Origin of the sequence: Lapidilactobacillus achengensis (assembly GCF_003946655.1) — a bacterium.
Classification (GTDB): Bacteria; Bacillota; Bacilli; order Lactobacillales; family Lactobacillaceae; genus Lapidilactobacillus; species Lapidilactobacillus achengensis.
Genome location: NZ_RHOV01000006.1, coordinates 107,346 through 120,447, shown reverse-complemented (window position 1 = coordinate 120,447; position 13,102 = coordinate 107,346). Strand labels below are relative to the sequence as shown.

General features: G+C 48.3%; 17 protein-coding genes. All 17 read right to left on the bottom strand.

What is annotated here, in order from left to right:
* Positions 1 to 15 precede the first annotated feature (15 nt).
* Entirely contained in the window at positions 16 to 234 is a 219-nt protein-coding gene (locus EKM94_RS05355; protein ID WP_125598617.1) for a DUF2969 family protein, read from the bottom strand.
* Between the two features lie 3 nt (positions 235 to 237).
* Entirely contained in the window at positions 238 to 543 is a 306-nt protein-coding gene (gene yidD, locus EKM94_RS05350; protein WP_125598614.1) for a membrane protein insertion efficiency factor YidD, read from the bottom strand.
* 18 nt (positions 544 to 561) lie between these two features.
* Positions 562 to 747, bottom strand: coding sequence for a DNA-directed RNA polymerase subunit beta (locus EKM94_RS12615; RefSeq protein WP_225422165.1), 186 nt, complete (start codon positions 745 to 747; stop codon positions 562 to 564).
* Between the two features lie 14 nt (positions 748 to 761).
* Positions 762 to 1,751, bottom strand: coding sequence for a rod shape-determining protein (mreB, locus tag EKM94_RS05340; RefSeq protein ID WP_125598611.1), 990 nt, complete (start codon positions 1,749 to 1,751; stop codon positions 762 to 764).
* A 231-nt stretch (positions 1,752 to 1,982) separates the two neighbouring features.
* A complete protein-coding gene (gene murA / locus EKM94_RS05335) occupies positions 1,983 to 3,284 on the bottom strand; it encodes a UDP-N-acetylglucosamine 1-carboxyvinyltransferase (RefSeq protein WP_125598608.1) in 1,302 nt (433 codons plus the stop codon).
* An 18-nt stretch (positions 3,285 to 3,302) separates the two neighbouring features.
* Positions 3,303 to 3,533: a DUF1146 family protein gene (locus EKM94_RS05330; RefSeq protein WP_125598605.1), complete on the bottom strand. Its 231-nt coding sequence runs from the start codon at positions 3,531 to 3,533 to the stop codon at positions 3,303 to 3,305.
* Between the two features lie 154 nt (positions 3,534 to 3,687).
* The gene (locus tag EKM94_RS05325) at positions 3,688 to 4,341 is read right to left on the bottom strand and encodes a YczE/YyaS/YitT family protein (RefSeq protein WP_125598602.1); all 654 of its coding nucleotides are present in this window, start codon (positions 4,339 to 4,341) and stop codon (positions 3,688 to 3,690) included.
* A 146-nt stretch (positions 4,342 to 4,487) separates the two neighbouring features.
* Positions 4,488 to 4,925 (bottom strand): F0F1 ATP synthase subunit epsilon, encoded by a 438-nt coding sequence (locus EKM94_RS05320; RefSeq protein WP_125598599.1) that lies wholly within the window; start codon positions 4,923 to 4,925, stop codon positions 4,488 to 4,490.
* Positions 4,926 to 4,938: 13 nt separating this feature from the next.
* Positions 4,939 to 6,354 carry a F0F1 ATP synthase subunit beta gene (gene atpD / locus EKM94_RS05315; protein ID WP_125598594.1) on the bottom strand — a complete coding sequence of 472 codons (1,416 nt, stop codon included), beginning with the start codon at positions 6,352 to 6,354 and terminating at the stop codon, positions 4,939 to 4,941.
* Positions 6,355 to 6,382: 28 nt separating this feature from the next.
* Positions 6,383 to 7,315 carry a F0F1 ATP synthase subunit gamma gene (locus EKM94_RS05310; protein ID WP_125598591.1) on the bottom strand — a complete coding sequence of 311 codons (933 nt, stop codon included), beginning with the start codon at positions 7,313 to 7,315 and terminating at the stop codon, positions 6,383 to 6,385.
* 53 nt (positions 7,316 to 7,368) lie between these two features.
* A complete protein-coding gene (gene atpA, locus EKM94_RS05305; RefSeq protein WP_318531100.1) occupies positions 7,369 to 8,880 on the bottom strand; it encodes a F0F1 ATP synthase subunit alpha in 1,512 nt (503 codons plus the stop codon).
* Between the two features lie 29 nt (positions 8,881 to 8,909).
* Positions 8,910 to 9,461, bottom strand: coding sequence for an ATP synthase F1 subunit delta (atpH, locus tag EKM94_RS05300; RefSeq protein WP_164511118.1), 552 nt, complete (start codon positions 9,459 to 9,461; stop codon positions 8,910 to 8,912).
* Positions 9,448 to 9,981 (bottom strand): F0F1 ATP synthase subunit B, encoded by a 534-nt coding sequence (atpF, locus tag EKM94_RS05295; RefSeq protein WP_125598582.1) that lies wholly within the window; start codon positions 9,979 to 9,981, stop codon positions 9,448 to 9,450. The genes atpH and atpF overlap by 14 nt, the downstream gene beginning before the upstream one ends.
* Positions 9,982 to 10,029: 48 nt before the next feature.
* Entirely contained in the window at positions 10,030 to 10,245 is a 216-nt protein-coding gene (atpE, locus tag EKM94_RS05290; RefSeq protein ID WP_125598579.1) for a F0F1 ATP synthase subunit C, read from the bottom strand.
* A 30-nt stretch (positions 10,246 to 10,275) separates the two neighbouring features.
* On the bottom strand, positions 10,276 to 10,995 hold the full coding sequence (gene atpB / locus EKM94_RS05285; RefSeq protein ID WP_125598576.1) for a F0F1 ATP synthase subunit A: 720 nt from the start codon (positions 10,993 to 10,995) through the stop codon (positions 10,276 to 10,278).
* 167 nt (positions 10,996 to 11,162) lie between these two features.
* Entirely contained in the window at positions 11,163 to 11,792 is a 630-nt protein-coding gene (upp, locus tag EKM94_RS05280; RefSeq protein WP_125598573.1) for a uracil phosphoribosyltransferase, read from the bottom strand.
* A gap of 69 nt (positions 11,793 to 11,861) precedes the next feature.
* The gene (gene glyA, locus EKM94_RS05275; RefSeq protein ID WP_125598570.1) at positions 11,862 to 13,100 is read right to left on the bottom strand and encodes a serine hydroxymethyltransferase; all 1,239 of its coding nucleotides are present in this window, start codon (positions 13,098 to 13,100) and stop codon (positions 11,862 to 11,864) included.
* Positions 13,101 to 13,102: the final 2 nt, after the last annotated feature.

Here is a 13,102-nt window from a genome sequence, read left to right as displayed (position 1 = left end):
TTACGTCAGCACCAATCAATGTTGGTGCAAATTGAACTGCATGATCAGCTCATGAGTTGCTTCATCAAGGTTCTGATGACGATGAGCCTGTTCTTCTGAACCGTAAAAGCTCAAGAATTTCTTACCATCTTGCTCGATTCGTCCAATAAAATGACCTTGGCCGGTTTCTACTTGCCAATGCTGGTCATCTTGATCAACTAATCGAATCTCGACGGGACGTGTTACTTTTGTCATATTTTACTCCTTTGGCTGGACTTTATCAGGGTGAAATTTCGCAGCAATGATCTCATCTTCAAACAATTCGGGATGAGGATGACGGCGTAAACTGAAGTGATCCGGAACCGGATCAAATCCGCCACGAACAAAGGGATTGCAACGCAAAATCCGAGCGATCCCCATGAGCGTTCCCTTAAAGGCGCCATGCTTCGTCAGCGCCGTCACCATGTAGCTTGAACAAGTGGGATAGTAACGGCAGTGCGGCCGCGACAATGGGGAAATATACCGCTGATAAAAGCGGACCACGCCAATCAAGAATCGCCGCATCAACGAACTCCTTCCGTTCTAACGCAAAAAATCAAGCACATGCTGCCATGTTTTTGGTGAGAAAACTTGAAACGGATTGCCCTTGCCGGAAATCCCGTAACCGATCACGCTTCCCACCAACAACGCGATGACCATGGCTAACAAAGTAATACCAAGAAATCGGAGTACTGCAAGCACATGTTCTTTATCTACTTTTAACTTCAATCAAATCACTCCGCTTAATGCTGTTGATGGTGGGCGATATTGTCGAGCAACATGCCAGTGCCCAACGCAACAGAATCCAGTGGATTTTCCGCCAAGACAACCGGAACCTTCAATTGATCTGAGAAGAGGCGATCGACGCCCTTGAGTAAGGCACCGCCACCGGTCAACATGATCCCACGATCAATAATATCAGCGGATAATTCTGGTGGCGTTTGTTCCAGGACTTCTTTGGCTGCCGCAACGATATTCATCAGACTTTCGTGAAGCGCTTCTTCCACTTCAACCGCGTCAATGGTAATTTCTTTCGGTAACCCATCGACCAAATCGCGGCCGCGAACTTCTAATGTCGCGTCTTCTGCGGGCTCGTAGGCGGTGCCGATCTCTTTCTTGATGGTTTCGGCTGTCCGTTCGCCGATCAGCAAATTATGTTTCTGTTTGACATAGTTGACGATCGCCGCATCCATCTTATCCCCGGCTTGACGCAATGACCGGCTAGTGACCACTTCGCCCATGGAAAGCACCGCAATATCGCTGGTCCCACCACCGATATCGATCACCATGTTGCCTTGAGGTTTGAAAATATCCATCCCTGCGCCGACCGCCGCGACTTTCGGTTCCAACTCTAGATAAACATTGTTGCCGCCCGCTGCTTGTGCGGCCTGAACGATGGCCTTTTGCTCAACAGAAGTGATGTTGGTTGGACAGCAAATCAAAATATTCAGTTTCGACATAAATGATTTCGCGTTTAATTTATTGATGAAATACGTTAGCATCGCTTCGGTAATATCGAAATCAGCGATCACCCCGTCTTTTAACGGGCGAATCGCGCGAATATTGCCTGGCGTCCGACCAACCATTTTATAAGCATCTTCGCCCACGGCAACGACACTACCATTCGTTGTGTCAATTGCGACGACAGATGGTTCGTTCAAGACAATGCCCTTCCCGCGGACATTGATCAGTACATTGGCCGTCCCCAGATCGACCCCGATATCTTTAGCCATATTTGTTGCTCCTCTCGCTATTCACTGAAAAATTATATCACATTTCCCAAGTCCAACCAAGACGCTCAGGGATAGGTTCGCGAAAGTTTAAAGAATATTCAGACTTTTTCCGTGACTTACCCTAACTTCATTAGCTTCATTGGTGGATTTGGCGGTGCCCGCTAAAATCGGGCGTTAGAGTTAAACTCGTTTACGCCCGATCAAACTTGTTGCTGACCTATTTGATTTTATTTAAATCGCTGACAAAACTGGATGTTCTGCGCCACTAGCATCAATATCAACGCGGCGAATATCGGCGCCCAATAAACTCAGCTTCTGATGCAACAAATAATAACCGCGATCCAAGTATTGCAACTGGCCGACCCGAGTTTCGCCATCCGCGACTAACCCAGCCAAAACCAACGCGGCCGCCGCCCGTAAATCGGTCGCCTCAACTTGAGCGCCGCGCAAATCGGCAGGCCCATGGAGCAGCAGTGTGTTCCCTTCGATCTCAAAATCCGCGTTCATCCGGCGCAACTCATTCATGTGCATGAATCGATTCTCGAACACCGTTTCATTCATGACACTGACCCCATCGGCCAACAATTGTGCGACTGTCATTTGCGGTTGCATATCCGTCGGAAAACCAGGATGTGGCATCGTCTTAACGTTGACCGGCCGCAACTTCTCTGGCCCTTCAACCAGAATACCATCATCGCGCTCGTCAATTTTAACGCCCATTTCGGTCAATTTAGAAATCAACGGACGATTATGATAACCAATGGCGTTTTTGATCAAAACATGCCCCTGGGTGATCGCGGCGGCCACCATCATCGTCCCAGCTTCGATCCGATCCTGAACGACCTGATGACTGATCCCATGCAATTTCTTGACGCCAACGATCTTGATCGTTTCAGTCCCAGCGCCAGAAATATGGGCGCCCATCTCACTTAGCATGATCGCCAAGTCAACGATCTCCGGTTCTCGCGCCGCGTTTTCGATAAAAGTCGTGCCTTCCGCTAGAGTCGCCGCCAACATAATGTTCTCCGTGGCCCCGACGCTAGGAAAGTCGAGATAAATATCGGCGCCGATCAATTTCTGCGCGCGCGCTTCAATGTAGCCACCGTTTTGGGTGATGCGCGCGCCTAATTGACGTAACCCCTTCAAATGCAGATCGATGGGGCGTGATCCGATGGCGCAACCTCCAGGCATGGCGACTTTGGCAACACCCAGACGCGCTAGTAGCGCCCCCAGCACAATAATAGACGCCCGCATTTGTGAAACCAATTCAAAGGGGGCTTCATAATTTAGGGGTTTGCTGGCGTCGATGCGCAGTTTTTGGCTATTTTTGTCAAACGCCACCTCTGCTGCTAAGGATTCCAGCACCGCGGACATGGTGTAAACATCGGCCAAAATCGGCACATCGTCAATCTCCGTCACACCTTCTGTCGCCAGCAGACTGGCTGCCATGATCGGTAAAATCGCGTTCTTGGCCCCATCGATCTCAACAGTTCCTTGTAACCGATGGCCGCCATTGATAATGATTTCTTCCATATAAACTCCTTATGTTGATCAGAGCCCAAAGAAAACGGTGCTCAAGTTATTAATGACTGAAAGTAAGAACGAACTGGCCGCAAAGCCCAGGGCAATCGCAAGTAACACACGCAATAAACGGACCTTGCCCTCTTGGTGACTATGCAAAAAAACATCGAAACGAATCACATCGAGCACTTGATACGCTAAATAAATAAAAGCCAAGTGACACAAAATCGTAAATAATGCTGTAACTGTAACCGAACTCATGTTGTGCCCTCCAATTGATTATACCCCAGTCTATCATATTTCATGATCGATCAGCGTATTTTTTACTTTTTTGTTGGGAAAACGCAGACGTCACTACCTAACACTAGTCCCGGCGCAACGTCGCAAGCTTGGCCGCGCCGGTGAACAAGATCGTTTAAAAGGAATAATGGTGTTTCAACGATGGGATCAAATGCTGGTCAGACCACCCAATCACAAATCCTTGCACAGTCAGCGCCAATAAGGTTCCGATCCCAATGGCGGTCAAATGTCCCGTCACTAGCCAGCACACCAACATCACCAGGATCGGCGGGGTATAACTTAGCAATTGGCCCCAGACCGCCGACCCCTTCAGATACTTGAAACGTAACAAATAGGCCAGTTCATCGTTGGGATGCTGCACCACATTCGCGCGCTGGTAAATCGAAACCCCCGCGGCCACTCCGAATAGCCCCAGTAAATTGACTAATAGCCGCCAGAATAAGGGCAACTGACCTAAGGCAAGGGGCTGATAAAGCCAGACAAAGAAATTGACCAAATAACTAAAGGGTAACGAGAAAATCAAATTTGAAATCAACATGCGACCATCAAAGCGCCGCAAAAGAAATTGATTGGCCACCGTGACCACTAAAGCGTAGCCAAACAAAGTTGTCCCATAAGAAACCTGTAACGCTTGGGCCAGGTTGACCCCAGAAGCCGTCCAAACGGCGCTGCCTAAATTGCTATTGATCATTAACGCGTTGGCGGCGTCTAGCACGATTGCAAACACCAAATAGCCCAGGCGTCGCGGAAAATCTTGTTGTGAGTGCACGTTCAACTACCCGATCCTTTTCTCATTCTCGCAGGTTGATCTAGATCTAAGCGTCACCAAGCGAATATGTTCAGTTTAACCCATTTACGCCAATAAAAAAAGGTCGAGCAAGCTCGACCTTGAAAAATCATTTAATTGACACGCCACTAGAACCGACGGTGTTTGGAAACATTGATCCGGTTGATCGCCCGGTTCAGCGCGACTTGCGCCCGTTGAACCTCATCAATATCATGCTGCGCTTCGGCAACCTTGATCTTCTTTTCGGCCCGTTCGCGGGCTGTTTCCGCCCGCTTCAAATCAATATCTCGCGCACGTTCCGCACTATCAGCGACGATTGATGCCACATTATCATTGACCTCAAGAAAACCACCATTGACCGCCACCGCATCTTCGTGATCAGGATTGTCCGTGCGTTTGACCCGGACTTCCCCAATTTTTAAAGGCGCGATGATCGGTTCGTGGTTGGCCATGATCCCTAAATCACCGTCAACGGCGCAAGCCACTAACATAGTTGCATGGTGATCGTAGACCAAGCCATCAGGCGTCACAATATTAACTGTCAACACTTTCTGTGAAGTTGCCATTGCTCACGCCCCCTTAGTTTGCTTGATGATGATAGCCCATCTTCTCAGCCTTCGCGACCGCATCTTCGATCTTACCAACGTTTCGGAAAGCATCTTCAGGTAAATCATCATATTGACCATCAAGAATCGCCTTGAAGCCAGAAACCGTATCTTTAACGGGCACATACGCGCCTGGTTGACCAGTAAAGGCTTCCGCGACGAAGAAGTTTTGGGAAAGGAAGAATTGAATCTTCCGGGCCCGCGCAACTAAGATCTTTTCGTCATCAGACAATTCATCCATCCCTAAGATGGAGATAATATCTTGTAATTCACGATATCGCTGTAAAACATGCTGGACTTGGGTGGCAACTTGGTAGTGATCTTGACCCACGATTTGGGGATCCAAACCGCTTGACGAAGACTCCAACGGATCCACAGCTGGGTAGATCCCTTGTTCAACCAATTTACGTTCCAAGTTCGTTGTCGCGTCCAAATGGGCGAAAGCAGTCGCTGGCGCCGGGTCAGTGTAGTCATCGGCAGGAACATAGATCGCCTGGATCGATGTTACGGAACCCTTCTTAGTCGAAGTGATCCGTTCCTGCAATTGGCCCATTTCTGTCGCCAAGGTTGGCTGATAACCAACGGCTGACGGCATCCGACCGAGCAATGCCGAAACTTCAGAACCAGCCTGAGTAAACCGGAAAATGTTGTCAATAAACAACAGGACGTCCTGACCTTCAACGTCACGGAAATATTCCGCGATCGTCAACCCAGTCAAGGCAACCCGCATCCGGGCACCAGGCGGCTCGTTCATCTGACCAAACACCATGGCTGTTTTCTCCAGAACACCGGAACCCTTCATTTCGAAATAAAGGTCGTTCCCTTCACGTGTCCGTTCACCAACACCGGTGAAGACAGAGATCCCACCATGCTCTTCGGCAATATTATGAATCAACTCTTGGATCAAGACGGTCTTACCAACGCCGGCACCGCCGAACAAGCCGACTTTACCACCACGAATATAAGGCGCCAATAGATCAATGACCTTGATCCCAGTTTCAAGAATCTCAGAACTCGTACTCAACTCTTCGAACTTAGGCGCTTCTCGATGAATACTATCACGACGGAAATCAGCGCCGAATTTCGGTCCGGAGTCGATTGTATCGCCCAGAACGTTGAAAACCCGGCCTAATGTTTCCTTACCGACCGGCACAGAGATGGGCGCGCCAGTATCAGCTACTTCCATTCCCCGTTGCAAGCCATCGGTGGATTCCATCGCAATTGTCCGCATTACACCGTCGCCCAGTTCAAGGGCAACTTCCAAAACAACGGTCGTCTCGTCGCTTTTCGTTACTTTTAATGCAGAGTTGATATCAGGTAACCCTTCATCGAGGGGAAACTCAACGTCAACAACTGGTCCAATAACTTGAACAATATGACCAACACTCATACGTTTTAATTCCTCCCATCTTTTATGATTATTCTAATGCTGCAGCACCGCCAACGATTTCGGTGATTTCCGTTGTGATTTGAGCCTGTCGTGCACGGTTCAACTGTGTCGACAAGTCCCGAATCAAATCATTCGCGTTATCCGTGGCGCTCTTCATGGCCGTCATCGACGAAGCGTGCTCCGCCGTTTTGGCATCCATGATCGCGCCGAAAATCAAACTCTCAGCATACTGAGGCAAAATGGCGTTCAACGCAACATCAACAGAAGGATCTGCTAAATATTCCGTCGCCGCGTCATCATTGACTTTGTCGGTATCTAAATCAGTGATCGGCAACATCTTCTCAGCCCGAAACGCCGATGACAGGGAGTTGACGTGGTGGTTGTAACAAACATAAAGTTCGTCGAAAACACCATCATCAAACATGGTCACCATTGTTTTAACGATTTCCCGGACCTCATTGAAGGTCGGAACATCGCTGACACCACGATACTCATAAGCGAGTTGGATGTCGCGCGCCTTGAAGAATTCCGCGCCCATCCCACCGACTGCCATGACGGCATATTCGCTAGGATCCTTGTGGTCGGACAAGATATCCATCACAGAACGCAAAATATTGCTATTATAACCACCAACCAAGCCCCGATCGCTGGTAATAACCAAGTAACCGGTTTTCTTAACTGGTCGTTCAACGAGAAGATTACTCAAAGAGAGGACATCTTCTTCGGTGGTCCCAGTTTTGCTTTGAGCGTGCTGACGCATCACTGCAAGTTCTAAAACCTTATTAGCAGCAAGATGGGTGACGATTTCCCGAATTTTTTTGGCATAGATTTGATAATTCTTTGATTTATCTTCCAGCTTGATCAACTTCGCCCCGGAGACCATCTGCATCGCGCTGGTGATCTGGCCGGTTTTCTTGGTCGAAGTGATCCGCCGTTTGATATCGATCAATGATTCAGCCAATTACTTCACCACTCCTTTGCTCACTAAATCGAAAAACACGCAACTGATCAACACTAATTAGCCGATGGGGTGAAACCTTCAGCGAAGGCCTTGATCGCACCGTCCATTTTAGCTTCATCAGGAAGGTTGCCAGTTGTCTTGATCTCTGTCAACAGATCTTCATGATTGCTATCGAAATTCGCAAAAAGCTCATCTTGATACCGTTGAATATCATCAACAGGGACACTGTCTAAGAAACCATGCGTCAACGCATAGAGAATGACAACCTGTTTTTCGACAGGCAGTGGTTTGTGTAATGGTTGCTTCAAGACTTCAACCGTCCGGCGCCCACGATTCAATTTCGCTTGAGTCGCTTCGTCCAGGTCAGAACCGAATTGCGCGAATGATTCCAATTCACGATAAGAAGCCAAGTCCACCCGCAAAGTACCGGCAACTTTCTTCATCGCTTTGATCTGCGCCGCGCCCCCAACCCGAGAAACTGAGTTACCAGCATCCATGGCGGGACGTGTGCCAGAATAGAACAAATCGCTTTCCAAGAAAATCTGACCATCGGTGATTGAAATCACGTTGGTTGGAATATACGCAGAAATATCCCCAGCCTGGGTTTCGATAATTGGCAAGGCCGTCATTGAACCGCCACCCAATTCATCACTCAACTTGGCCGCGCGTTCCAATAAACGTGAGTGCAAGTAGAAAATATCCCCAGGATAGGCTTCACGACCAGGCGGACGACGAAGCAGCAAGGAAATTTCACGATAAGCGGAGGCCTGCTTGCTTAAATCATCAAAGATGATCAAAACATGCTTGCCCCGATACATGAAGTCCTCACCCATCGCTGAACCCGCGTATGGCGCGATATACAGCATTGGCGCTGGTTCACTAGGACCTGCGACGACAACCGTCGTATAGTCCATCGCGCCAAAGGAACGTAAGGTTTCCACTTGCGCCCGAACGGTTGATTGTTTCTGACCGATCGCCACATAAATACAGATCGTATCTTGACCCTTTTGGTTCAAGATCGTATCGATCGCGATCGATGTTTTACCAGTCTTCCGGTCACCAATGATCAACTCACGCTGACCACGACCGATCGGAACCAAAGCATCGATCGTCTTTAGACCGGTTTGTAACGGTTGATCGACGGATTGCCGTTGCATAACCCCAGGTGCGGGGCTTTCAATTGGCCGTGTCCGCTCAGTGTGGATCGGACCTGCACCATCGACCGGTTGACCCAAAGGATTCACGACCCGTCCGATCATTTCGTCCCCAACAGGAACTTCCATGATTCGACCAGTCCGCTTAACTGTGTCGCCTTCGCGAATATCATCGAACTTACCTAAGACGATGATCCCAACGTCATTGGCTTCCAAGTTCTGGGCGATCCCGTAGGAGCCGTTGGAGAATTGCAGCAACTCACTGGCCATGGCGTTATCCAAGCCATGAGCCCGCGCGATCCCATCACCAACATACGTGACTGTGCCGATCTCTTCAACCTTGAGTTGGTCTTGATAATTTGCTAATTGTTGTTTGATTAATGCACTAATTTCTTCAGCTTTGATGCTCAACCGATTCACCTCACTTTTTCTCTCGTAGCTTATCTAAGTGGCTGAGCTAGTAACGCCCGCATTTTGAGTAACTTCGTCCGAATACTGCCATCGATCCGCCGACCTTCAGCTTCAACAATGACGCCGCCGATCAACTCGGGATCAACTGTATTCGTGACTTGGGCGCTCTTTCCATTAAAACGTTGTAAATAAGCCTGACCGATCTGCTGGCGTTGTTCCGCAGACAAAGAAGTGGCGCTGACCGCATGGATCATGACCCGCCCCTGAGTCGCATTATAACGTTCCACAAATTCGGCAATAATCAAATCAAGATCGGCGGTACGACCATAATCAAAAACCAGATGCAAGAAATCTTGCGTCGTCGCTGAGAATGGTTGCGCCAGTGTCGCCACGATCTTGGATTGTTCCGCCGTGGTGACGGAATCCAACTTCATCACCGCCAGAAAATCAGGCGTTTCTTGAAGAACTTGCTGGATCGTCACCAGCTCTTGATAGACGGCATCCAATTGACCTTGTTCGTCACTATATTCAAAAAGGGCTTTAGCGTAACGTTTTGCCACTGAAAATTTATTTTGTTTCATCGGCATTCGTCAACCCCTTAATATACGCGTCGATCAAGTTCTGTTGATCTTGGGTATCCAAGTCCTTCTTGATCAGTGATTCAGCGATATCGATCGCGATCTGACCAACCTCGGCACGAGCGCTATTTAAAGCCTCGGTCCGAACCTGATCCGCGTCCGCGTGCGCCTTATCCTTGACTTGCGAAGCCTCGGTCTGGGCGTCGGAGACGATTTGATCACGGCGTTTTTCACCATTTGTTTTGGCGGTATTTACAATTTGGATTGCTTCAGCTTTAGAATTCTTCAATTCTGCTTGACGTTTGGCGGCCATCGCTTCAGCTTTAGCCCGAGAATCCGCAGCGCCATCAAGGTCATCTGAGATTTTTTTTTGGCGATCGTCCATCATTTTAACGACCGGTTTCCAAGCGAAATGTTTCAACAGAATCAATAACAGAATGAAAGCTATGATCAGAATAAGCGAGTCGCCGGTACTACCGTTAACTATGGTAGCCTTGGCAGCAATAACTAATCCATTTGCCATGAACAACGCTCCCTTCTAATCTAATAAAAATAGGTGTCACGATGATTATTAGACAAAAAGGATGATGAAGGCAACAACGACTGCTAAGATAGGAACCGCTTCAATCAAGGCAACACCAATGATCATTGTGCTCCGGATCTCGCCAGCGATTTCTGGTTGGCGCGCCATACTTTCAATAGCTTTAGAAATAACCTTTGAGTTACCATAGGCAGTAGCTAAGGCAGCAATACCTGCGGCAATAGCAGCAGCGACATATTTAGTCATTTTGTAAATTCCTCCTAGTTTTTTAAAACTTTATTCTCGGGTGATTTTCCGCGAGAAGTAAACACAAGTCAATGTGGCAAAGATATAAGCCTGCACCGCACCGATAAAGACAGAGAACCCTTGCCAAACCATCATCAATGGAATCGCGGCGATACTCCCGAAGACGCCAGACAAACCAGCACCTTGAGTCATCATCACTAACAATCCGATCAAAACTTCGCCAGCAAAGATATTCCCATAAAGACGTAACGATAAAGTCAGGAAATTGGTAAACTCTTCAATCAGGTTCATGGGCAACATGAAACCGACTGGGCGAGCGAAATTACTCAAATATCCTTTGAACCCATACTTTTCAGCACCATAATAGTGCGATAGAACTAAGGACATCAAAGCCAGTGGCATTGTGACCATCGGATCAGCCGTTGGTGATTTCGTATAAGTAAAGCCATTGACTTTAATTTCGAGAAACAGCCCTAAGATGTTCGAAACGAGCAAGAAAAGGAATAAGACGAAAATATAGAAGTAAAACGGTTTGCCCTCATCACCTGGCATGATCGACTTCACGATACCATTACTAAAATCAATCAAATACTCTAACACATTTTGGCGTTTACCCGGCCTCATCGTGATCTTCCGTGAGAGGAAGAAAACAAGGAAGAAGACTACCAGTGCTGTCAAAATAATTGAAAGGCAGTTGGCCACATTAAATGTAAGTCCTAAAAAAGTTAGGTATTGATATTTATTCTCCAAAGCGCGCCTCCTTCCCAATATTCTATGAATCCCGGCAAGTCAAGCTTGACGGCAATACTGTGTTCAGCCTCTAAACCATGTTCAGAAAACACAACCTTCATACTACCACCAGCAAAAATAAAATTCAAAGAAAAGTTGGCTTTGTAAGGGCTTTATCGAATAAAGCCTTATTTGGTGCCGAATAGGCGATCACCGGCATCGCCTAAACCTGGCGTAATATATCCAGTTTCAGTTAATTTTTCATCCAAAGCCGCGGCATAGATATCCACATCTGGATGGGCATCCTGAACGGCTTTAACTCCCTCAGGCGCCGCCACTAAAACAACTAAACGCATACTTTTCGCGCCCCGAGCCTTCAAGGCCTCGATCGCCATGTTGGCCGAACCACCAGTCGCCAGCATTGGATCAACGATAAACAGGATCCGCTGATCGATATCTGGCGGCATTTTAACGAAGTACTCGTGTGGTTCTAAGGTCTTCTCGTCACGATACATCCCGATATGACCGACTTTTGCCGCTGGGATCAATTCCAATACGCCATCGACCATGCCTAAGCCGGCCCGTAGAATTGGAACGACAGCCAGTTTCTTACCAGCCAATTGTTTTTGAACGGTTTTTCCCATTGGTGTTTCGATCTCGACGTCAGTCAAGGGCAGATCGCGGGTGATCTCATAAACCATCAATTCCGCTATCTCGTTGGCCACCTCACGAAAAACCTTTGTACCCGTTGACTTGTCACGAATGATCGTTAACTTGTGTTGGATCAACGGATGATTCAAAACCGTAAACTTTCCCATACTTTTGCCACCTTTCAATTTTAAAAATCATATCAATGATAAGCTAGTTAAGCCTAAATAGCTACCTGATTAGCCCCAATTTATCGGAAAACTTTCAGCAAAAGCATTGATTTCCTGATGTAACCGATTGATTGCTTGAGGCTCATCACGTTTCTGCAAAACAGCTAGGATAAATTGCGCCACTTGACGGGCGTCAGCTTCCTTCATCCCACGCGTGGTGATTGCTGGCGTGCCAATGCGGATCCCCGATGTCTTGAAGGGACCATTCTGCTCAAAGGGAATGGTGTTCTTATTCAAGGTGATCTGGACCGAATCCATCAGCTCTTGAATATCCCGGCCAAACAACCCGGTTCCTGTCACGTCAAGGAGCAACAAATGATTATCCGTGCCGCCGGAGATCAAGCGCAACGTTGGGTCATCGTTGAAAACCGCAGCCATTGCCTGCGCGTTCTTGATGATCTGCGCCGCGTAATCCTTGAATTCCGGTTGCAGATCTTCACCAAAGGCGATTGCTTTGGCGGCGATCACGTGCTCCAACGGTCCCCCCTGCGTCCCAGGGAAGACTGCCGCATTCAACTGCTTGGCGTACTTCGCCTTGGCCAAGATCAGCCCGCCACGGGGGCCACGCAGCGTTTTATGGGTTGTGGACGTGACCACATCGCAATACGGAACAGGATTTGGATGGAGCCCAGCAGCCACCAACCCAGCAATATGGGCCATGTCCACCATCAAAAGCGCTCCGACCTCATCAGCAATCCGCCGAAATTCCGCGAAATCAATTGTCCGGCTGTAAGCCGAAGCCCCAGCTACGATCAATTTCGGCTGTACCGCCTTGGCCTGAGCCAAAATCGCCGCATAATCCAGCTGCTCCGTTTCGGAATCGACCCCATAGCTGTGAAATTCGTAGGTCTGACCGCTGAAGTTCACCGGTGAACCATGGGTCAAATGACCGCCTGCAGTCAAATCCATCCCCAAAACCCGATCACCTGGCTTTAACAAGGCGCGATAAGTCGCCTCGTTTGCCTGCGAGCCAGAATGTGGCTGAACATTGGCATATTCCGCGCCAAACAATTTCTTGGCGCGGGCAATGGCGATGTCTTCAACCTGATCGATGTACTCACACCCACCATAAAAACGGTGGCCAGGATAACCCTCCGCGTACTTATTGGTCAAAACACTGCCTTGGGCTCGGCGCACCGCTTCGGAAACCACATTTTCTGAAGCGATCAATTCAATATTTCGTCGCTGGCGTTGCTCTTCGCGATGAATCGCCGCCCAAACTTCTTGATCTTTTTCAATATAATCCAAAC

Excerpts from the sequence above, each read along its gene's own strand:
- EKM94_RS05355 (WP_125598617.1), bottom strand. The coding sequence starts at position 234 with ATGACAAAAGTAACACGTCCCGTCGAGATTCGATTAGTTGATCAAGAT.
- yidD (WP_125598614.1), bottom strand. The coding sequence starts at position 543 with ATGCGGCGATTCTTGATTGGCGTGGTCCGCTTTTATCAGCGGTATATT.
- mreB (WP_125598611.1), bottom strand. The coding sequence starts at position 1,751 with ATGGCTAAAGATATCGGGGTCGATCTGGGGACGGCCAATGTACTGATC.
- murA (WP_125598608.1), bottom strand. The coding sequence starts at position 3,284 with ATGGAAGAAATCATTATCAATGGCGGCCATCGGTTACAAGGAACTGTT.
- EKM94_RS05330 (WP_125598605.1), bottom strand. The coding sequence starts at position 3,533 with ATGAGTTCGGTTACAGTTACAGCATTATTTACGATTTTGTGTCACTTG.
- EKM94_RS05320 (WP_125598599.1), bottom strand. The coding sequence starts at position 4,925 with ATGGCAACTTCACAGAAAGTGTTGACAGTTAATATTGTGACGCCTGAT.
- atpD (WP_125598594.1), bottom strand. The coding sequence starts at position 6,354 with ATGAGTGTTGGTCATATTGTTCAAGTTATTGGACCAGTTGTTGACGTT.
- atpH (WP_164511118.1), bottom strand. The coding sequence starts at position 9,461 with ATGAAACAAAATAAATTTTCAGTGGCAAAACGTTACGCTAAAGCCCTT.
- atpF (WP_125598582.1), bottom strand. The coding sequence starts at position 9,981 with ATGGCAAATGGATTAGTTATTGCTGCCAAGGCTACCATAGTTAACGGT.
- atpE (WP_125598579.1), bottom strand. The coding sequence starts at position 10,245 with ATGACTAAATATGTCGCTGCTGCTATTGCCGCAGGTATTGCTGCCTTA.
- upp (WP_125598573.1), bottom strand. The coding sequence starts at position 11,792 with ATGGGAAAGTTTACGGTTTTGAATCATCCGTTGATCCAACACAAGTTA.